This is a genomic window from Streptomyces sp. GL_141 (assembly GCF_057834385.1).
Genome location: NZ_JBYQMI010000002.1, coordinates 91,887 through 112,140 on the forward strand (window position 1 = coordinate 91,887; position 20,254 = coordinate 112,140).

The 20,254-nt window shown below is 70.9% G+C and carries 12 protein-coding genes and 1 pseudogene; 2 read left to right on the forward strand and 11 right to left on the reverse strand.

Translation table 11 applies throughout. From position 1 onward, the window contains the following. Positions 1 to 24 precede the first annotated feature (24 nt). Positions 25 to 2,961: a hypothetical protein gene (locus AC3IX6_RS39655; protein ID WP_489371748.1), complete on the reverse strand. Its 2,937-nt coding sequence runs from the start codon at positions 2,959 to 2,961 to the stop codon at positions 25 to 27. Positions 2,962 to 3,650: 689 nt separating this feature from the next. Between AC3IX6_RS39655 and AC3IX6_RS39660 the strand changes: the two genes are divergently transcribed. Then, positions 3,651 to 4,424 carry a dienelactone hydrolase family protein gene (locus AC3IX6_RS39660; protein ID WP_489371749.1) on the forward strand — a complete coding sequence of 258 codons (774 nt, stop codon included), beginning with the start codon at positions 3,651 to 3,653 and terminating at the stop codon, positions 4,422 to 4,424. Between the two features lie 418 nt (positions 4,425 to 4,842). On the opposite strand, the gene AC3IX6_RS39665 is transcribed toward AC3IX6_RS39660, so the two are convergent. The 10 genes and pseudogenes from AC3IX6_RS39665 to AC3IX6_RS39710 form a co-directional block, all read right to left on the reverse strand. Continuing rightward, the gene (locus AC3IX6_RS39665; RefSeq protein WP_489371750.1) at positions 4,843 to 5,517 is read right to left on the reverse strand and encodes a contact-dependent growth inhibition system immunity protein; all 675 of its coding nucleotides are present in this window, start codon (positions 5,515 to 5,517) and stop codon (positions 4,843 to 4,845) included. 14 nt (positions 5,518 to 5,531) lie between these two features. Further along, a pseudogene (locus AC3IX6_RS39670) lies at positions 5,532 to 5,846 on the reverse strand (RNase A-like domain-containing protein); the annotation flags it as partial. A gap of 24 nt (positions 5,847 to 5,870) precedes the next feature. Next, a complete protein-coding gene (locus AC3IX6_RS39675) occupies positions 5,871 to 6,446 on the reverse strand; it encodes a hypothetical protein (RefSeq protein ID WP_489371751.1) in 576 nt (191 codons plus the stop codon). Between the two features lie 20 nt (positions 6,447 to 6,466). Continuing rightward, positions 6,467 to 7,039: a hypothetical protein gene (locus AC3IX6_RS39680; RefSeq protein WP_489371752.1), complete on the reverse strand. Its 573-nt coding sequence runs from the start codon at positions 7,037 to 7,039 to the stop codon at positions 6,467 to 6,469. Between the two features lie 11 nt (positions 7,040 to 7,050). Further along, positions 7,051 to 8,754: an RNase A-like domain-containing protein gene (locus AC3IX6_RS39685; protein ID WP_489371753.1), complete on the reverse strand. Its 1,704-nt coding sequence runs from the start codon at positions 8,752 to 8,754 to the stop codon at positions 7,051 to 7,053. Continuing rightward, the gene (locus AC3IX6_RS39690) at positions 8,754 to 9,059 is read right to left on the reverse strand and encodes a WXG100 family type VII secretion target (protein ID WP_489371754.1); all 306 of its coding nucleotides are present in this window, start codon (positions 9,057 to 9,059) and stop codon (positions 8,754 to 8,756) included. The genes AC3IX6_RS39685 and AC3IX6_RS39690 overlap by 1 nt, the downstream gene beginning before the upstream one ends. Before the next feature lie 34 nt (positions 9,060 to 9,093). After that, positions 9,094 to 9,537 (reverse strand): WXG100 family type VII secretion target, encoded by a 444-nt coding sequence (locus tag AC3IX6_RS39695; protein WP_489371755.1) that lies wholly within the window; start codon positions 9,535 to 9,537, stop codon positions 9,094 to 9,096. A 217-nt stretch (positions 9,538 to 9,754) separates the two neighbouring features. Beyond that, positions 9,755 to 12,085, reverse strand: coding sequence for a helix-turn-helix domain-containing protein (locus tag AC3IX6_RS39700; RefSeq protein ID WP_489371756.1), 2,331 nt, complete (start codon positions 12,083 to 12,085; stop codon positions 9,755 to 9,757). A 226-nt stretch (positions 12,086 to 12,311) separates the two neighbouring features. Further along, the gene (locus AC3IX6_RS39705; protein ID WP_489371757.1) at positions 12,312 to 15,410 is read right to left on the reverse strand and encodes an FG-GAP-like repeat-containing protein; all 3,099 of its coding nucleotides are present in this window, start codon (positions 15,408 to 15,410) and stop codon (positions 12,312 to 12,314) included. 505 nt (positions 15,411 to 15,915) lie between these two features. After that, complete coding sequence (locus AC3IX6_RS39710) at positions 15,916 to 19,743, reverse strand: hypothetical protein (protein ID WP_489371758.1); 3,828 nt, start codon at positions 19,741 to 19,743, stop codon at positions 15,916 to 15,918. Positions 19,744 to 19,879: 136 nt separating this feature from the next. On the opposite strand from AC3IX6_RS39710, the gene AC3IX6_RS39715 reads away from it, so the two are divergent. After that, positions 19,880 to 20,071, forward strand: coding sequence for a hypothetical protein (locus AC3IX6_RS39715; RefSeq protein WP_489371759.1), 192 nt, complete (start codon positions 19,880 to 19,882; stop codon positions 20,069 to 20,071). Positions 20,072 to 20,254 lie beyond the last annotated feature (183 nt).

Here is a 20,254-nt window from a genome sequence, read left to right on the forward strand (position 1 = left end):
CTTTCCGTCGAGCGAGCGGGCGAGTCAGCCTGCGACCGCCCCCGTGGCGAGGCTCGTCGCGGTGCCGGACAGGTGACCGGTCCGGTAGGCCGTCACCCTCAGGGTGATCCGCTTCCCGAGCTGGTCACCGGTCAAGGTGAACGTGGTCCCGGTCGCACCGGTGATCAGCTTCCCGTCCGCGTACCACCGGTAGGCGTACGAGGTCGGTGCCGGGGTCCACGTTCCGCGGCTCGCGGTGAGCACACTGCCGACCTTGGCCGTTCCCGTGATGGCCGGGGCCTTCGTCGCCTTGGGGGCGGCTCCCTTGACCAGCACGGCCGCGCTGGTGGCCTTCGCCGGCGGGTGCCCGGCCTTGCGGGCGATCACGACCACTGTGAGCTGCTTGCCCTGGAGCGCCGCCGGCAGCGTGTACGCGGCTGTCGTGGCACCCGCGATCGCTTTCCCGTCCGCCAGCCACTGGTAGGCGTAGGAGTCGGCGACCGGCGACCAGGTGCCGGCCGTTGCCGCCACCGTGCCACCGACGACCGCGGTGCCGGTGACGGTGGGGGCGGCGGTGGAACGGATCGGAGCGACGACGGTGACCGAGCCCTTGGAGTACTCCGCGCCGAACGCGAACACGCTCACGGACAGCGGACCGAGCGGGGCGTTGGTGAGGTCCAGGACGACCGTCAGGCGGCGCCGGTCCGGAGTGAGCGCGAGGGCCGTCGAGCGGGCCTTGAAGCTTCCGTTGCGCACCTCGACCGCGGTGTCCTCGCGCAGTGCGGTACCCGTGACGGTCATGACGACCTTGCCCTGTCCGACCGTGGACGGACCCACGGTACCGACGGTCCGCCCTTGGGGGCCGCAGACGACGTCGGAGCACGTCGCCTCGACCCGTACCGCCGTGGAGGCCTGTGCGGGCTTCTCCGGCAGACCGATCACGAGGGTGGTCGGCCGGTAGGCCTTCGGGTAGCCGCTCGGAGCGGAGCAGTCGTAGGTCTGTCCCTCACTGCTGTAAGACCCCCAGCAACCGTTCTTCAGGGTCGACCGGTCGTACATCCAGGGTGTCGGCGTCTGCTCGAAGGTCCCGGCCGGCGTGAACCGCAGGTCGAACCTGTCGCCCGTTGCCGTCGGGAGCACGGCGCAGATCGCCGTCTTCTGCTCGCTGAGGGTGGCGGTCAGCGGCCCGAACCCGTAGCTGACGTTCGGGACCTTGATGCACTCGGGGGCGGGCCCGGCCGCCGTGGCGATGCGCAGTGCGTCCAGCCGGTAGGCGGGTGCCGCGGTCTTGCCCTCCGGGACCTGGACGAGGACCTGGTAGCGGGCGGAGCCGGTGGCGGCGCAGCCCGCGGTGAAGTAGTCGCAGGCGACGGCGCCGTTCGCCCCGTACACCAGGAGCCGGGCGGAGCCCTGCGCGTCACGGGCGTTCAGGTGCAGGGTGTCCGCAGCGTCGGCCGTGCTCACCTGGTGGCACAGGAACGTGCCGGGCTTGGCCGGTACGCCTCCGGTGGACGGGCCGCCTACCGCTGTGGTCGCGGTCTGGACGCAGCCGCGTGCGGTGGCGGTGACATCGAGGCGGGTCAAGGCGAACTCGGCCGGCGCGTTCCGGCCCCGAACGAGGACGGTGTGCGCGGCGTTGGCCGTCAGGTCGCAGGTGGAGAAGGAGCCGTAGGACACGCTGATGGAACAGACCAGCTTGCCCTTTTCGTCGAGGACGGTGGCTCGGGCGTCCGAGTCGCCCGAGACCCGCTGGATCTGGAAGAGCTCGCGGGCGGAGTGGTCGTTGGCCGCAATGCTCAGGCAGCCGGTGAAGACCTCCGTGCTGGTCTTCACACTCATCCGGGCCGGCTTCCCGGTGAAGTCGCCAGGCAGGAAGGTGCGGCAGGCACTCGGCGCGTCGGTGCGGTGCACGACGAGACGGTAGACGGCGTCCTTGCCGTACGGGTCGCTCTTGGAGACGAGGGCACGGTACGGGGCGGTACCGCCCAGGACGCACGTGCCGTCCTCCAGCCCGTCCGCGCAGAAGGTCGCCCCCTTGGCGTCGACGACGGTGATTCCTGCGACGCCGTCGGACAGGACGGCGACGTGGGCACCTCGGGGCAGCGGCAGGTGCAGACAGTCGACCTCACCGGGGACGGTGAACGTGCCCTTGTAATCGCGCGCGAGGGTGACCCCGCTCTGACAGCCCTCCGTCGACGTACGGGACAGGATGCGTACGGCGACGTCGGTGAGCAGCGTGTACGGGGTGCCGGCGGCGAGCGGGCAGATCTCACCGTTCACGCAGACGGCGGAGCCGTCCGGTGCGTACACCTCGATGTTGGAGGCCCCGCCCTGAGCGTCGATGCCGACGATTTCGTAGGGGCCGGTCGCGGCCGGGGTGAACGTCCTGCAGCCGGTCTGCGGGGCGGCCTGCACGGGCGCGGAGCCGTACGTGGTCGCGGTGACGGGCACGCAGCCCTCGGGGTTCGACAGACGCCTGACCTTCAGGGCGTAAGCGACAGGAAAGTCTCCGCGGCGGACCTCGGCGAGGATGCGGTAGCCGCCCGCCCCTGCGGGCAGGACGCATTCAGCGCTCGCACAGATGCGCTTGCCGCTGCCGTCCGTGATCCAGTGCCAGAATTCTCCGTACCCCGCGGTCGGCCGGAGATCGGAGGTGATCCGATCACCGGCGGTGGCGTCGAACGTGTAGCAGAGGATGCGCAGGTTGTCCGCGGCGCGTCCCGTGGTCGGGGCGGAGTCGTAACGGGTGCCGGCGACTGCCGGACACGCGGAATCGGCGGCCATGAGCGGGACCACGGTGACCCGGTTCGTGAAGGTGGCAGTGCTGCTGTTGTAGACCGACAGCGTGTACGTTCCGGCCCCGAGCTCGCACCAGGTGGCATTCCAGGGGTCCCCGCAGCCGACCGGCTCCCCGCCTGAAGTGAGCGAAGGGACGGCTTGCTGTTCGGACAGAACGAGCCGGTGCAGTCCTGGCTTCGTCACGACGACCGTGAAACAGGCACTGCTCTGAGCCGCGATCGTCGCCTTGCCGACCGCGCTACCTGGATCCCCGAAGGGTGCGAGAGCAAGCGGCGTGCAGGGTTCAGCGGCAGCACCTGCCGCGGCCGGCCCCTGCTCGGCGGCCTTGTCCGCGCGGACCGGGCTCGCCGGACGCTGCTGCACCGGTTCGGCCTGCGAGGCGCGTGGGGTTGCAGGTGCGGGTATGGGTGCGGGTGCCGCGCTCGTGGGAGCGGTGACCGACGGGGTCGCGGCGAACGCGTTCCCGGCCGGGATGGCGGGTGCCAGCAGGGCCGCCAGCAGAGCGGGTATCAGCAGCCGTCTCGCGGATCTGGAGCTTGCGCGCGAACGCGCGGAGTTGAGCACTTTGTTCCCCCCAAAGCGATGTCGCCCATGTGGACGTCCACATGGGCGTCACACTGTACGGTCAGCCGCGGACAGGCCCGTCACGGCCGCCCCTGTTGACCAGGCGGAACGCCGAAGGCCGGACGAACCGGCGTCCGGCCGGGGACGCACCCCAGCAGCTCGGGCAGTCGTCCTCTGAGATGACCGGCGGGAACGGGGTTCGTGACCGTTCTCGTAAGCCCTCGCCGTATTTCAGAGGTACTCGCGCTGTTCTGCCAGCGGCAGAAGAGCAGCCGGGCCCGGCTCGAGGATCACTACCGTCCAGTCCCATGACGACGATTACGACGCGCACGGTCGAGTACCCGGCCGACGGTCTGACGATGATCGGTCACCTCGCGCTCCCGGCCGGTGTCGACCGCCGGCCCGCGGTGCTGCTCGGACCCGAGGGCATGGGCCTCAGCGACGTCGAACGCCGTCGGGCCGATGCCCTCGCAGAACTGGGATACGTAGCGCTGGCCTTCGACCTTCACGGCGGGCGCTACCTGGGCGACCCCGAGGAGATGCTGGCCCGCTGCCTGCCCCTACTCGCTGATCCCGACCGGATGCGGGACATCGGCCATGCTGCGCTCGACATGCTGCGCACCGAGCCCCGGACCGACCCCGACCGGATCGCCGCCATCGGCTACGGCACCGGGGGCGCCATCGCGCTGGAACTCGGGCGCGACGGCGTCGGCCTGCGCGCGATCGGAACCGTCAACGCAACCACCACAGGCCGACCGGGCGAGGCGGCGCGCATTCGCTGCCCGGTATGGGCCGGGGTCGGGTCGGAAGACCCGATCATGCCCCCCGCGCAACGAAACGCGTTCACCGCCGAGATGCAGGCCGCGGGCGTCGACTGGCGCCTCACGGTCTACGGCGGCGCCTTGCACGCCTTCCACCACCCGCCGGTCGACCACCCCACGGTCCCCGGAGTCGGCTACCACCCACATCACGCGCAGCGAGCCTGGCGCGACGTCGTCGACCTGCTCACCGAGTGCCTGCCCGTGACGGAGGATCTGGGGCTGTCGACTGTCACGCAATTCGGCCCGTCGGGGATCTTGTGATGTCGCAGGTCACGGGCGAAGACCGCGCGGCGTACAAGGACGGGCTACCGGCTGCCCGGGCTCGACCGGGGCCAGGACCGGCACGTGGGACCAACCCGCGGTGGCAGGCTCGGGTGGAGGACCCCGGTGGCCCCCGCTCGTTGGCCCGTCCATCAGGCGTGACGTCCAGGGGCCAGGTACTCGATGCTGCGGGTAAAGGGGTCCAAATGCGTGCGGGGTCGTTCGCGGTGAGCGCGGCCGCCACTCCTGCGAAGTCCTGCCGCTGGCGTCGGTGTGTGGGAAGCCAGCGGTCCCCCTGGCAGGGAGCTCGCTAGCCACCCACACCGAAATCCAGTCACCGCTCTGCAACTGCGCCGTTAGGTTCGTGCAGCCGGCCGCCCCGCCCCGCCGCGGGCGACGGGATGTCACCCGGGCAGAATCACGTGTACTCCGCCCGGGGCCCCGACAGACGATCGGCCACCACGGCTAGCCAAGCGCCCGCCGTGTAAGGGGCCGGCGGGTCGATCTCCATGCCCAGCTCGGCGACGCCGACCGCGTAGTCGGCCTCCTCCAGGCCGAGGGCGAGCAGCTCGCGCACCTCACCTACCAGTCGCGCCACGACGGTCGGGGCGGCCGAAGCCGCGTAGTCGAGGACCGCGGCCTCGTGGTCCTCGAGGTCCTCGGGCATGTCCTGCGAGAACCAGCCGCCCAGGAACTGGCCGAGCTCGGGGAAGCGCGCGTGCCACTCCCAGTGCGTTTCGGGTACCGCGGACGGGGGTGGGACCAGGCCCTCCTCGACGCTGCGCTTGATGTGGTCGGCGGCCAGCAGCAGCCACTGCTGGATTTCGTTCTCGGGCAGGCCGATGTCGGGTACTGGGTAGAACTCGCCGAGACGCTGTCGCAGTCGGCCGGGCGGGTTCTGGGCGTAGGTGCGTAGCTGCTGCTCGGCCACCGACAGGGCCCAGGGGCGGGTGTGCCAGGTGTGGCGCAGGTAGGCGTTGAGGGCCCGCCCGGGCCGCTCGGCAGTGTCGTCAGCCGTCAGGCCGGCGTACGCGCTGATCACCTGGTCGAGCTCGCCGTAACGGCGGTCGAACTCCAGGGGCTTCATGGACATGGGTGGCAGTGCCTCTACAGGTAGACCGGAAAGGTGGCGTGCACGGCGAAGCCCAGCGGGCTCGTGGGATCCCGACGGAGCACCACCCGTGCTGCCCGTACGTCCACGGCACCGCGGCCGGCGAGGGCCATGGCCTGGAGCAGGACGCGGCCGACGGGTTCCTCACGCGAGGGCCACGCGGCTTCGATGGTCAGGCGGGGGCGGGTGTTCTGGGCGAGCCAGCGGTGGACGGCCTGCTCGTTGCGGGTGACGACCTGCTGGGTAGCCCACTGGGCGGTTTCCCGGTCGGGGTAGGTGGCGGATCTGGTGAGCACTGAGCACTCGTCCTTCCGGTCGGCGAGGTCGGGGGCAGGTCAGATGGACAGGAAGTTCCAGATCACGGCGACTTCCTCGTCGTTCACCATGATCAGCCCGGCGTCCCAGCCGTAGTGGCTGAAAGGGTCAAGACCCCGGACCCCCTGCTCGTAGAAATCGGGCCGGTCGCCTTCCAGACGACGTTGGAGTAGAAGCGGGTGCCGTCCGGGAACCGCGGAAGAAGCACGTCGGCCCGGCGCTCCATCTGCGGTCTGCCGTTCCTCCCAGCGCGGGGTCTTGCCGATATCAAGGCCAAGGACTCCGAGCAGGACGACCAACGAGCTCACCGAGGACCGGGGAAGCTCCCTCACCCTTGGGCGGAAGCGTTCGGCATCAGCAAGGGTCGACGGCGTCTCCAACCACGGGAACAGCGGGTCTTCCCGCCGCTCATCCTCGCCCTCGTAGGGGTCGATGGACTCCCAACCCCGGGGATCGCGCGTCTCCAGACGCATGATCGCCCCCACGTCGAGCCACCATTCGTCGTGCTCACGTGGAGAGACGGCAACGAACGTGCAGAGCCACTCGTACAGCTTGAGCGCGTCGGACCATCCTTCCCTGGTCGCTTCTTGCCTCATCAGCTTCCGCTCCGCCCGGATCAGATGGGCTCAAAGGCCCAGAACACGCCGACTTCGTCGTCGTTCACGGCGATGAGCCCCGCATCCCAGCCGTACTGGCTGAAGGAGTCCATCCCCGTCACGGGCTGCTCGTAGAAATCCGGATGGTCACCCTTCCAGCCGAGATTCGAATAGAAGCGCGTGCCGTTCGGGAAGCGCGACAGGATCACATCGGCCCGGTGCTCCATCCCGGGTCGGCGTTGTTCCCAGTTCGGCGCCTTCGCCACGTCCATGCCGAGGATGCCGAGCAGCACGACCAGTGACCGTACCGAGGACCGGGGAAGTTCCTTCACCCGTCCTTGGAAACCCTCGGCCTGTTGGGCGGTGGCGGGGGGCTGCAGCCACGGGTAGATCGGATCCACCCGGAGGTCGAACTCCTCCTCGTCAGGGTCGATCGACCGCCACCCGCGCGGGTCGTGGGCCTCGAGGCGGACGATCGAGGCGAAGTCGAACCACCACTCCGTGTGGAGGCGGGGTCCGACGGCGACGAAGGTGTAGCTCGACGCGTACAGGTCGAGCGCGTCCGCCCAGGTTTCCGAGGTGAGGGGTTCCATGATCCGTTCCACTACTCGGGCGTCGATGTGAGGACGACGAACGGCGGGTTGAGGTTGGGGTCGTACTTCAGGCGCGTCCTCACTCCGTACGCATCCTGGGCGTCTCCGATCGTGCTGCCGTCGGAGCCGACCGCGACGGTGCGGCCGGTCGTGGCGTTTGCCGTGAGCGGGCCCTCGGCAGGGACCTTGGACACGAAGAACGCCTGGGTGGGCGGGTCCGGCGGCGGATTCTCCAGCCAGTCCTGGATCTTGGAAGTGTTCTGTCGGATGCAGTACTGAGTGTATTTCTGCGCCGATTCCAGATCGGAGAAGGACGAGGCGGACAGGATGTTGAAGTTTCCGTTTGCGCGCTGCTCGTCCCGGATCCGCTGCAGCAGCTGCTCGTCGGTCTTACCGACGTGCTTGTCGATGGTGTGGGCGCCGTTCAGCCCCTCGTTCGTCGCCAGGTCCAGCGAGTACATGTACGGGGAAGGGCTCTCCCCGCCGATCTGCCACCGGTGTTCTTTCTTGAACTCGTTGAGGGAGCGCGCTCCGAAGCCCTGGGCGCGGGCTATCTCCGCCTGGTAGGTCGGGGCGCTTCGGACCGCGATGTCGAGCTCGGGAAGGAGGGCCTTGAGCTTGACTCCCGCGTCGGTGAATTCCTGGTGGTAGGTCTCGACGACAGCGTTGCAGCCCTGCTTGTCCATGTGGCTGCGGAACATGAGCACGATCCGGCCGACGATTCCTCCGACCGCAAGCTTGGTCAGGTTCATCACGCTCAGGTCGGTGAGGTCGGAGGCCGTGGCTTTGGCCGCGTTGATGCCGGCTTGGCTGGTGAACTTGCCGGTCTTCTCCCCGACGTCGCAGAGGTGCTCCAGGACGCCCGCGACCTCGTCCGCCGTCTCCTTCAGGACGTCGATGATGGGGCGCCGTCCCGACGGCGGGAGGTCCTTCGTGGTCCGCCATTGGCGGCCCGTCTGGCTCCGTTCCCCGGTCGAGTCCAGTTGCCGGCCCCACGCCGTGGTGCCCCAGATGGTCTGCCCGAAGGTCCGCATCGCCGCCTGCCAGTCGCCCCTGTCCCTCGGGTTGGTGATCCCGGAGATGGCGTCGTTGAACTCGTCCGAAGCCTTCACGGCCTCCGACGCGAGCGTCCGCCAGGCCTTGGCCATGTCCCGGACCTCGTCCACCTTGACGCGCGGGGTGATCTCGTGGACCTTGCCGAGGCGCAGGCCGTGTTCGATGGCGGGCCGGATGACGTCCGCGAGGAGGTCGGGGAACTCGCCCAGGACGCCGGAGATCCACCAGGAGTCGACGTCCTCGCCGGTGCCCGTCCATTTGACGGGGTTGACGGGTCCGTAGCGCGGCGGCTTGTTGATGACCACCGGCTCGGGCTTGTGGGCCGGCGTCGCCCCCTTGCGGCCGCCGGCTTCCCATTCGGCGAGTACGTAGTGGTTGGCGGTGTGGTTGAGGCCGACGGCCGCGCCGCCGGCGCTGACCACGCTGCGACCCCACGCTTCGAGGAACTTCGCGGCTAGTTCCGCGTAGGCGTCCGCGAACGCGTCCGCGCCCCGGCCGGTCCCGGCGGACTGGTTGTACTTGTTCAGGACGTCTACGAGGACGGCCGCCCGCTCGGCATGCGCGAACTGGGCCCCTTTCACCAGGTCGGCCGCGTGGTGGACGTGTACTGGCTGGACGTCGAAGCCCCCGTTGGCGGAGGGAGAGGGAGGGGTGGCCATCAGGCGGCTCCCCAGCCGCGCAGTACGGCCCGGTGGGCGGAGGCGTAGGTGAGGTGCCCGTTGACGACGATGTCGTGCAGCCAGGCCTGGGTGGCTGCAAGGTCCTGAGCGGAGCGGTCCCAGATGTCGAGCTGGTCGATGAAGGCCTGCCGGGCCTCACCGTCCCAGGTCAGAACGGCCTTCTCGACGCGCCGGTAGAGCGCGTCGAGCTGTTCGTTGAGCGTCTTGAGGATCTCCTCGAGGTCCCCGGCCGCGCGCTGGAGCGTCGCGAAGTCGACCGATATACAGTCGTCGCTCGACGACATGAGTCCCCCCGGGTGTGGTGGCTGTGGCCCTGTCCTACAGGGCGTCCAGGCGGCTGCCCGGTCCTGTCTGCGGCGCGGGCAACGCGCCGGGCGTGGAGAGCTCGTCGGTCTCCGCCTGGATGTCCGCCTCGGACCGGACGCGCCTGAAACCGTCCAGGATCTCGAGCTCCTGCGCCGTGAACCCGCCCTTGCTCATGCGAACCGCACTGGCCAGGAGCTTCATGGTCTGCCGGATGCGGGCGGCGTCCTCGGCAGCGGCCCGGTGCTTGGCCCGGTACGCCTCCGAGGCCGGTCCGCGCCAGCCGGCTTCGATGCCGTCCACGATCTCGTCCATGCGCAGGAGCTGCTTCTTCAGGACTTCCTGCATCGTGTCGAGGTCGCCCGCGAGCGTCTTGAGCTTGTCGCCCTGGACGGCGAGATCCGCCGCGGCGGCGCCGGCCGCACCGCCCGAACCCGCAGCATCAGAAGCTGCATTCACGGTGTCCCCTCCGTCCGGGAGTGCGATCGCATGGTCATTTGTTCGACCGTAGCAAACGCCGAAAGGAGCGGGACCGCCTCACCGGCTCATAACCGCCCTCGCCAGGGGAACCGCTTTCCCCACGTGGGGCAGGGGCACGGCACCGCCCGCCCATCGACTCTGCCGGGCGCCCCTCATCTCCCCCACCATCGACAACGATCGTGCCGGGGGCGGGAGCCTACGTGGTGGGCCCGTGGAGGGCCTCCAGTGCGGTGGCGGCTTGGATCTGGCGGGGGCTGTTCAGGCGGACCAGGGCGTCGTGGGCGGCCGTCAGCGTCTCGTGCGCCTCGTCGTGGCGGGCGAGGTGGCGCAGGACGAGACCCAGGTCGAGCCGGCAGGGTTCGCTCCAGGCGGGCATCCGTGCCGCCTCGAAGTGGGCCAGTGCGTAGCGCAGGGGGGCCTCCGCCTCGCTCCACCGCTGCAGGGCCGCCAGCGTGTTGCCGATGTGCTGGCGGGCCGAGGCCAGGTAGAGGCCGATCAGTTCGCGGGGCGCGCCCGGTATGCCGACGAGGCAGATGGTTTCGCTGCGGCGGTGGATGGTCAGGGCCTCGTCTGCGCGGCCGCCCTGGACCAGTTGATGTCCCAGCCCGTTCAGAATGGTGAGTTCGGCGAGGCGTCCGGGTGCATCGGTCAGGTCGGCAAGGTGGGAGGCCGATTCACGGAGCCGGGCGATGGATTCCTCGGTGCGACCGAGGCGGTGGAGCGCTCCGGCCTCGTAGCCCAGCGCCCAGCCCACTTGGAGCTGGTCGCCCACCTCGCGCGCCACGCCCAGAGCGGCTCGTGCGGTCGTCAGCGCGGCGGTGTGGTCGTGGACGCATTGGTTGTAGGCCCAGGCGAGGTAGTTCAGGTGGACGGCCTCGTCGCGCCTGCTGCCCAGGGCGCGGGCGGATTCGACGGCCCGCCCGAAAACGTCCGTCCACAGCTCCCAGTGCAGGGTGCGGTCGGAGAACCAGTGCATCGCCTCGGCGGCGTCGATGACCTCCTGGTGGCGGCCGGCCGCCTGCGCCCGCTCAAGGGCCGCGAGCCACTGGGCCCGCTCGGCCTCCAGCCAGACCTGGGCCCGCTCGTTGTCGACGGGCGCAGTGGCCGGGTCCGGGTCCAGGTCGCTGTCGGGCGAGCCCTGGTGATCGACGTCGAAGCGCAGGGCGGCGGCGGTTGCCCGGCGAAGGGTCCATCGGTCGGCCCGGTCCCGGGCCGCGAAGACGTCCGCGGGCTGGTCCTCCTCGGCCAGCTGTTCGGCGGCGAACAGCGCGAGGAGGTCGTGGAAGCGGTACCGGTCGGCGTTGGGGTGCGGTTGGAGCAGCCCGGCGTCGGTGAGGTCCTGCGCGCATCGCGCGGCCTGACGGACCGGCAGACCGGCGAGCAGGGCCGCCGTCTCGGGGCTGAAGTCGGGGCCGTCGGCGAGTGAGGCGCGGCGGAAGACGGTGCGGGCCCGGGGGCTCAGTTGCCGGTAGGACAGGGCGAAGGCGGTCCGGACCTCGAGGGAACCGGCGCGCAGCGTGTCCAGGCGGCTTTCCTGTTCGGCGAGTTGCGTGACGAGTTTGGCGAGGCGCTCGCCGGGCCTGGAGGCGAGGCGCTGGCCGACGATGCGTACGGCCAGGGGGAGGTACCCGCACAGCTCCGCGAGGTCGCGGGCCGCCTGGCTCTCCTGCGTGACCCGTTCGGGGCCGATGATGCGGGTGAGCAGTTCGACGGCTTCCTCGCGGCGCAGCAGTGCCAGTTCGGTGTGGTGGACGTCTTCGAGGCCTGCGAGGGTGTGGCGGCTGGTGACGAGGGTGAGCGAGGAGCCGTCTCCGGGCAGCAGCGGGCGAACCTGGTCCTCGTCCGCCGCGTTGTCCAGGAGGAGCAGGACCCGCCGGTCACGGAGTATGGAGCGGAGCAGACCGGACCGGTCGTCGGTGTCGGCCGGTACGGCGCTGTCGGCCACTCCGAGAGCGCGCAGCAGCCGGGCGAGGGCGTCACGCGGGAGGGTCGGCTGCGGGTCCATGCCGCTCAGGTCGACGGCGAACTGCCCATCGGGGAAGGACGGCGCGAGGGCGTGGGCGGCGTGCACGGCGAAGGCGGTCTTGCCCAGACCGGGCTGACCGCAGACGACGGCTACCGGCGGTCGGGCAGGAGAAGGGTCCTCGGCCAGCGCCAGCAGCCGGGCCAGGGCGGGGCCGCGGGCGGTGAAGTCGTACAGGTCGCGGGGCAGCGCGAGCGTGTGGTGCGGGGACGGCTTCACGTCCGGCCCCGTACTCCGCCCGGCCGCCGAACTGGGGCGGGGGCGGCCCAGGCTCGCGGCCCGTTCCAGTTCCGCAGTGCCGGCGGCGTCCAGGCGCAGTGCCTCGGCCAGAGCCTGCACGGTGCGGCGTTGCGGCCCGCGGGACCGGCCGCGTTCCATGTTCGACAGCGCCCGTACGCTCACGCCGGCGGTGCTGGCCAGCTCCTCCTGGCTGAGCCCGGCGCCCGTGCGCAGGTCGTGCAGGCGCTCACCGAATCCGCCGGTGGCCGCTGTCCCGGTGCCCATGCCCGTGAATCCCCTGGTCAGTGCGGTCCGGCCGGAACGGCGGAACCATCCGGCAGAAGTATGCAAGAGGCACCTTCTGCCGGTGAAACCACCTGATCCACCCTTCTTTAACCGTGTTGCCCTGGTATCGGGTGAACGGTGATGCACCGTCGGCAGGACGAGCAGCCGCCGTCCGCGGAGCCTTTCGCGCCACGGACGGTGATGCCCCGCTCATCCTGCCGGCCCTTCAGATGCGGACGCGGCTGCCGGGACTGCCGGTTCCCGTCGCGACGACTCCGAGGCTCTTCCACTCGATGGTGGTTCCGGTGCCGATGGCGTTCTCGTACGCGGTCAGGGCGCCGTTGTCCGCCAGGACGAGGTAGTCGGCCCGACCGTCGCCGCTGACGTCACCGAAACGGACCTGGGCACCCGACCAGCCGGTGGAGCCGGTGGCGATGACGCCCTGATCGGACCACTTGATCTTGCCGTCGGCGGCCGTGGTGTTCACGTACGCCTGGACGGCGCCGTTGTCCTCGACCACGAGGTAATCGGCGCGGCCGTCGCCGCCGATGTCGGCGAACCGGATGTCCTCGGCGGTCCAGCGGGCCGAGCCGGTGGCGATGACGCCCTGATCGGACCACTTGATCTTGCCGTCGGCGGCCGTGGTGTTGAGCAGGGCCCGCACCGCACCGTTGGCGTCCAGGACGAGGTAGTCGGCCCGGGTGTCGCCGCCGACGTCGGCGAAGCGCACCTGGGTGGCGCTCCACGAGGTGGACCCGGTGGCGATGGTGCCGATGTCCTTCCAGCCGCCCTTGCCGTCGCCGCCCTCGTTGAGGAACGCCCGCACCGCGCCGTTCTGGCTCAGTACGAGGTAGTCGGCGCGGGCGTCGCCGCCCACGTCGGCGAAGCGCACCTGGTCACCGGTCCACTGGGCGGAGCCGGAGGCGATGACGCCCTGGTCGGACCACTTGACCTTGCCTTCCGCGCCGGTGGCGTTGGTCCAGGCGCGCACGGCGCCGTTGCCCTCCACCACCAGGTAGTCCGAGCGGCCGTCGCCGTTGACGTCCACCCGGTAGTCGCCGGCTGCGGCGGCCCCGCCGGTGCCCGGCGGGGCGGGCTTGACGGTGACGGTCTCGTCGATCCACTTGTTCTGGGCGGCGGTGACGACTCCGCCGTGGAAGGCGGCGGCCATCTTCAGGTAGCCGTTGTTGTTCGGGTGGAGAGTGTCGTCGAGGTCTGCGGCCGTCAGGGTGTCCATGCTGATCTGGGTGATGCGGTAACCGCGCCCCACCCGGTCGGCGACGATCCCGGGGATGGCCCGGTTGTAGGCGTCCACCCGGGCCTGCACCGTTCTGTCGGCAGCCGGCACCAGGGAGGCCACCACGATCGCCGTGTTGGGCGAAGAGCCGTGGATCTGGTCGATGAGCCGGCCCAGACGCTGGGGCGCGGTGGCCACCTCGTAGTCACGGTTCATGTCGTTGGTGCCGATGTGCAGGAGCACCAGGTTGGGCTTGCCCTGCTCCATCCAGTGCTCGATGTTCGCCGAGATCTGGTCGATGCGCCAACCGGAGTGACCCTCGTGCCGGGTGCCGTCCGCGTCCTGCATCGAACCGACGAACTGCACGTCCGGAGCGTCCGCCGCGAGCATCTTCGCCAGGGCGGGCCGGTAGCCCGTCCGGGCGCTGCTCCCCACACCGAGCGTGATCGAGTCGCCCAGCGGCATGACCGACAGCCTGCTGCTACCGGGCACGCCCTCGCCGGCGTGGATCAGGGTGAACCGGGTGGTGTTGTCGAGGGAGGTGGTCAGCGGCGCGTGGGTGGGATCCGTGGTGTTGGGGGCATGCCCCAGCACCCGCCCGACCAGGTTGGCGATCCGGCCGTTGACGTACTCCCACGCCTGCCGGATCTCCGTGCTCGCACACGGCATCGTGCGCACCACGACCGGACCCGGCCACACCTGGGACATCGCCGTGAGGCATTCGGCGGTCTGCCGGTTCACCACCTGCATGCCGCCCGCGACACCGGAAGGCCTGATGATCCACTGCTCGTCCGCGGGGCCCGCCAAGTGATCCCGCAGGTGCCCCTCCACGACCACGTCCGTGGCGGCGTCGTCGCGGATGGAGTGATAGGTGGTCTGGTTGACCAGGAACAGCGGGTGGGCGTCGCCGACGAAGGGAAAACCGGAGTTGTCCCAGTACCGCATGTCCACCGGCTCCATCGTCCAGGAGATGGTGCTGTCCGGGCCGGTCGGCATCGATATCACTCCCAGGTGGTGGAAGTGGCCGGAGTCGGAGAGTGCCCTGCCCTGCACGTTGAGCAGGAGATCACCGTCGTGGCGCCACAGCTGACTGATGGTGGGCTCGGCCTCGCAGTCCCGCACCAGCACCATGCCGTACTGCTCCTCCCAGGACAGGCACTTGGGGCTCCCGGCGGGGGAGGCCAGGTTCCTGAGCTGCCAGTACCGCTCGCCGTCCTCGTGGTAGGTGGGCCTCTGCGCCTGCCAGATCTGGTTCATGTCGTGCGCCAGGGTCGCCGAGAAGGGCCGGTCCCGGCCGCTGCCGGCAGGCGGTGCGCTAATGGCCTCCCGCAACCCGTCGTCCTCCGCGGTGATCCGGTAGGTGAAGCCTTCGTTGGTGCCGTCCGCTCCCGGAGGGGCGAAGGTCACCGCCCAGTGGTCGCTCTGGTCGCTGATCCCCCGCAGCCCACGGGCCGGCACGTACGTGTGCTGCGCCAAGGAGGTGACCATGTAGTCGAGGATGCCGCCGCCCGGCGTCTGGGTCTGCTCGTTCTGGCTGACCACGGTGAACCCCTCCGGCGGCAGGGCCTGCCGGAGGGATTCGGGGGACCGGTTGAAGTCCCCCAGGACGTGCCAGTTCCAGGTTCTCCCGCCGAACTGCCGGGTGTACGCGTCCACGTAGCGCACCAGTTCCGCGCCGTCGCCCCCGCCCGTGGCATAGGAGTGGACGGACGCGTACGCGCGGCGCGCACTGTCGAAGCGGGCCACAAGAGGCTCCCGGCCCGTTCCGGGGTGACCGAGCGACAGCACCTCGTCGGCCCGCCGGGCGGACATGATGGCGAGGGGGAGGTTCACGCTCTCGCGCAGGTACAGATAGCGCACGCCGTCGGCGTCCCCGCCGGTGTTGATGTTCCCGGAGAACTCGACGACGCCGGGGCCCAGGCCCCAGGTGCGCCCGGTCCGGGTGAATCCGCCGGGCGGGTGCGGCACGTATACCCCGTTCGGCCGGGTGAAGGGCACCTCTTGGAGGGCGACGAGGGAGTTGCCGCGCGCCAGGGTCCTGACGTAGTCCCAGTTGAGCGGCTTGCGCTGCATGTTCCAGCTGGCCATCCGTTCCTCATTCGGCAGCGCCGTGGCCGGCGACGCGACGGTGAGGACGGCGGCCAGGCCCGCGAGGAGCGCGAGGACACAGGTGAGGACGACGCTGCGGCGTCCCCCGGCCCGGGCCCTGGCCCGGGAAGTGGCAGGGGGCGGCAGGGGTATGGGTTGTGCATCCGGCAGCAACGAAGGACCTTTCAGCGGGGCCCTCGACACAGGTGGGCATCGCCTCTCTGCGGCGGCCCGCCCGAGGGCACACTCCTGAGGCGAGTGGATCACCCGTGCCGCCTCCGCCACCAGGCACGACCACCGGCACAAGTAGGGCCCGGGACAATTCTGCCGGGCGCACACACGACGACCGTCGCGGGATCGAACCGTCTTAGGTGTTCGCATCCTTACCTTCCGGCACCTTCCTCTCTGCTTGTGCGGGGATGACCTCCCGTTAGGGCGAGTCACCACACCCCCACCCCTGCGGATAGGGGCTCGGCTCAGCTGCGGACCTCCGTGTCGGGTGGGGTTAGAGGCGTATGCCGCCGCCCTGCTCCACGCCTCCCACAGCACGGGAGTGGACGACTGCGACGTGTCTGGCGCGGGCGACCGCTTCGGGCTCTACCTGGGCCAGGATCGGCAGGGCGTGGTACCAGCCCGCGGTGGTCAGGCTCAGGTGGAGGAACCGCCTGGCCGCCTGCTCGTCGGCCCGTACGTCCGGCGTGACATCCAGGGCCAGGTGCTCGATGGTCCGGGTGAAGGAGTCCAGTGGCGCGGCGGGGTCGTCCGCGGGGAGCGGGCGGACCGGAACGCGGGCGAGGAGGCCCGCCACCGCGGTGAGCGCGGCCGCACGGTGCAGGGGGTCTCTGAGCCGCGTGGCCACCCCGCGAGCAGTGTCGACGCCGCCCTGCGCCGCGTGGACCACCGCGAGGGCGGCCGTGGGGAAGTGCTCGGGTCCACGGTTCGCCAGGTCGCGGGCCAGCCAGTCCAGCTGCCGGCCGGTGTCCTCGTCCGCGCCGATGCGCAAGAGGGCGTGGACCAGGACCGTTTCGGGCTGCCAGGTCCTCGGATCCTTCCGGTCCGCGTAGTCGAGACCCGCGTCCTTCACCTCGTGGAGGAGCGGGCCGTACGGGAGCTCGCCATCGACCGCAGCCACGGCCGGAAGGAGGTCGGCGAAGCGGCCCAGCAGGGTGAACATCCCCTGGGGCGACCTCATGCCGGCGTACAAGTCCTCGAGGAGCGGGAGGAGCAGCTTGCCCGACCTCTGCGGCTCGCGGTCCGCGAGCCCCGCGGCCACGGCGATGCGGGCCAGCCGGTCCGCCCGCCGCCATTCCGCCTTCCTTCTGCGGTCCGTGGGAACGGCGTGCCGGCGGAGGAGGTCTTCCGCGGCTTCCGCCTCCCCCGCGCAGGCCATGGCCTGCGCGACGTACGCCCAGGCACCGTCGAGGGCAGGCATGTCGGCGGCTTGGGCCGCCGACCGGTGCGCGTACCGCCGCGCATCACCGATGCGGTCGAGGTCCGCGTAGGCCAGGGACATGGCGGCGTACGCCCGTGCCCGGCCGGCCGGGTCCTGCCACGGGGCGAGCAGGGGCTCGACGTCGTCTGCGGCATCGAGCCGTACGAGTCCTGCCGCCAGGGCGGGGACCCACCGGGGTGCGATGCGGCCCGTGCTGCCCTGAACTGCCGTCGGCAGCAAGGCGAGGGCCTGGTCCAGGCGGCTCTTCGCATCGCGGCCGTTGCCGAGCTTCGCCAACTCGAAGGCCTCGCCGGCCAGCCGTTCGGCGTCGTCCACCCCGTCGTCTCCCTCGTCGTCCACGCCGTCGTCCGCGCCGTCGGCGTGTTCGGAGCGGTCTCCCGGCCCGCCGGGGAGGGACTGGTCCAGCGGCTCCAGAAAGCGGCCGACCTGGTCCTCGGGCATCCCGGTGTCGGCAAGTGCCCGGGCGAGCCGGGCGAGCGTGTGACGGAAGCCGAACTCCAGGTGGAAGGCGTCCGTCGGCGAAAGCGGTTCCGTGCGGGCGAGGAGCACCGCTTCGACGTGCCGGTGGGCCAGGTCCGTGAGGCTCCTGGCCTCCTCCGGCCGGTCGCACGCCAATGCCGAGGCCGCGCCGGCCAGTACGGAGACGTTCTCCAGCGTCGGGCCCGCCTCCCACACCGCGCGGGCGTGCTCCAGGATGCGGGCGTGGAGCCGGTCCGCCCGGTCGGAGTCCACGGCCGCGATCGTTTCCCAGATCTGAACGGCTACGGCACTCCCGTCCCCCGGCTCCCCGGCCGCCAGGTCCGCGGCCTCCTCCTCCAGCTCGTCCAGCAGTGCCGCCGCGGACTCCGCGTGGTCCGGTGCAAGCATGCGGGCCGCCTCCGCCCAGGTCTCGTACCGAGTCGTGCTCGATCCGCGGGTGGCGCGGAGCAAGCCCAGGCCCGCTTCCACCTGGTCCGTGGCCATCAGGGCGAGCGCCGCCTGGCCGGCAGCCGCCTCCGCCTCCGTCCCCCATCCCGTCTCGCCGCCCGCGTATCCGAAGGGTCCGGCCGCGCGGAGGGCCGTACGCGCCCACTCCCCCGCTTCCCGCGCCGTATCGCCGGCCTCCTTGTGTCCCGTCACCGCCAGCACGCGGGCGATGTCGGCGAAGTGCAGCGCCTTCGCCGACGCGTGTGGGGGCGTGGCCGCCAGCGCCCTGGCCCGCCGTACGTCACCGAGCCGGGCGACCGTCCGCGCGACCGATCGGGGCAGGGGCCGGGTGTGCGGGAGGAGCCATTCCCGCGACATGGCCACCCCCGCCGCGGTCACCAGGCCCGTTGGCGTGGCAGCGGCATCGGGCGCGCTCACCAGGGCGAGGTCGGCGAGAGCCACGTCGGGTCCGGAGCGCTGGACGAGGCGTACCTGACGCCGCGGGTCGAGTACGAGGTCTGCGAGCCGGTCGGCATCCGCGCCGTGCCGTACGAGTCGCGCGTACCCGGTGAGCAGGTAGTTCGGGGTGTCTTCGGGCCAGCCCCGGTCACGGTAGTCGTCGGCCCAGGCGTGCAGGCATGCTTCCTGCTCGGCCAGTTCCCTCTTGCCGAGGGCTTCCTCGGCGGCCCGGTACAGCTCCTCGTGTGCCAGGACGAACGTCTGCCGGGTGGCATCGTCCTGAGCCGGTGCTGCGCCCAGCAGGAGGTCATCGGTATCGGTGGGTGCCATGTTGCGGCCGACGACGCTGCGGAGCCTCTTCCCCACGTCGTGCGGCCTGACCCCGGCCAGCTCGGCCATGTCGGCGCCGGTGAGGGCGCCTTGCGCGACGACGAGCAGGCCGAGGAGCGGTGAGCCGACGAGCCGGTCCTCCAGCAGGGCGTCCAGCTCCTGCAGGGCCGTGTCACGGATGACGTGGGCGGCGGGCGATGCAGTCAGACGGCGCACGATGGCGGGATCCCGTAGCGGGTGGCCTTCGGCCACGTCCTGCGGGACCTGCGGGTGGGCGCGCCCGGACACGAGGACGCGCATCCCGTACGGGGGACCCTTAGGCAGGAGCGCGGCGATGCTCATCCCGCCCGGGGCGGCGTCCGCGTCCTCGTCGAGGCCGTCGACGATCAGCAGCAGGCGCCGGTGGCGGCCGGCACTGGCCTTCGCAGCCTCTTCGCAGAGGGAGAGCAGGGCCTCCGGCCGGCCGCGCTCCGAGGCCCGTAGCTTCCGTCCGGCCACCAAAGCGAGCTGCTCGCCGACCGCCAGGAGGAAGTCTTCCCTGTGGTTGGTGCCCAGACGACGGGCGATGAAGTGGTGCACGGCATCGACGCCGGCGGGGAGGCGGCGCGTGGCGAACCAGGCGAGCAGGGCGGTCTTCCCCGCCCAGGCGTCCGCCTGCCACCACCCGTACGCGGGGCCGCCGTCGGGGGCCGCGGCGAAGGCCGACAGCTCGTCGAGCTCCGCGTCGCGGCCGACGAACTCGTACGGCAGGACGTCCTGGAGGGCTTGGGACGGCATGCCGAACAGGCGGCCGCGCGATGCGGCGCCGACACGAAGGCCCCGGCCGCCCTGCCCGCCCTTCCTGATGGCCTGCGCCGCTGAGAGCCGGGCGCCCCAGGTGTCCGTTCCCGTTGTCCGGTGGTCCTTGACGCGCTGGGCCGCCCGGCTTTCCAGGAAGGGGATCAACAGGTTCAGCACGTAGCGGACGTGACGCTCCCGGGTGGGAACCGAAGGCCCGGTGAACCAGGTGTTGAGGGTCGAGTCAGCCACCTTGAAGCCATGGCGCGCACCCAGATCCACAAGGTCTTTGAGCGTGAACGTCTTGCCGCCGCCGGCGGCGGCGTGGAGCGCCCCCAACTCCGCCGAGAAGCAGGCCCCCTGGCCACCGGTCTCACCGCCTTCGGCGGAGGACTTCTCCGGAACCATTTTTGTCCCCTCCCTGACCTGCGCGAATGCATTCACTCAAGCTCTTCGGACATCGCCGGAAGACCTTCGGACGGTGGATACCTGTGGAACCACGCCGGGCAGAGGACCTGCCGGGCACGAGCCGAAGGAATCCCCCATGTCCGTTCTGCTGTCCGCCCTGCAGTCCGTGTTCCAGGACGCCGCCACCCTGACCGCGGCCACCGGCCTCGCCTTCACCAGCGCCGTCGTCACGGTGGCCGCGTCCTCCGTGCTCTCCCGCAACCCCCAGCGCCGCCGCGACGCCCGCGCGACGCTGACGATCCTGATGCGGCGGGACGGGCGGAAGTGACTCCGCTCGAAGAACCGTGTCCGCCGAGTTGGCTGGATCTCGGTCATGGTGGCGCGTGCTGGTCTCCCGCTCCGGCGGGAGTTAACCTCTGATCCGCAGTACTCCCCCCGCGATCGCGGGGATGGCTCTCGTTACGAGCAGACCCAGTCAAGGCCCTGCGTGCGCGGGGATGTTCCCATGGGG

Bases quoted from the DNA above. Each gene is read 5' to 3' on its own strand.
- AC3IX6_RS39660 (WP_489371749.1), top strand. From the start codon at position 3,651: ATGACGACGATTACGACGCGCACGGTCGAGTACCCGGCCGACGGTCTG.
- AC3IX6_RS39665 (WP_489371750.1), bottom strand. From the start codon at position 5,517: ATGTCCATGAAGCCCCTGGAGTTCGACCGCCGTTACGGCGAGCTCGAC.
- AC3IX6_RS39675 (WP_489371751.1), bottom strand. From the start codon at position 6,446: ATGAGGCAAGAAGCGACCAGGGAAGGATGGTCCGACGCGCTCAAGCTG.
- AC3IX6_RS39680 (WP_489371752.1), bottom strand. From the start codon at position 7,039: ATGGAACCCCTCACCTCGGAAACCTGGGCGGACGCGCTCGACCTGTAC.
- AC3IX6_RS39685 (WP_489371753.1), bottom strand. From the start codon at position 8,754: ATGGCCACCCCTCCCTCTCCCTCCGCCAACGGGGGCTTCGACGTCCAG.
- AC3IX6_RS39690 (WP_489371754.1), bottom strand. From the start codon at position 9,059: ATGTCGTCGAGCGACGACTGTATATCGGTCGACTTCGCGACGCTCCAG.
- AC3IX6_RS39700 (WP_489371756.1), bottom strand. From the start codon at position 12,085: ATGGGCACCGGGACAGCGGCCACCGGCGGATTCGGTGAGCGCCTGCAC.
- AC3IX6_RS39705 (WP_489371757.1), bottom strand. From the start codon at position 15,410: ATGGCCAGCTGGAACATGCAGCGCAAGCCGCTCAACTGGGACTACGTC.
- AC3IX6_RS39710 (WP_489371758.1), bottom strand. From the start codon at position 19,743: ATGGTTCCGGAGAAGTCCTCCGCCGAAGGCGGTGAGACCGGTGGCCAG.
- AC3IX6_RS39715 (WP_489371759.1), top strand. From the start codon at position 19,880: ATGTCCGTTCTGCTGTCCGCCCTGCAGTCCGTGTTCCAGGACGCCGCC.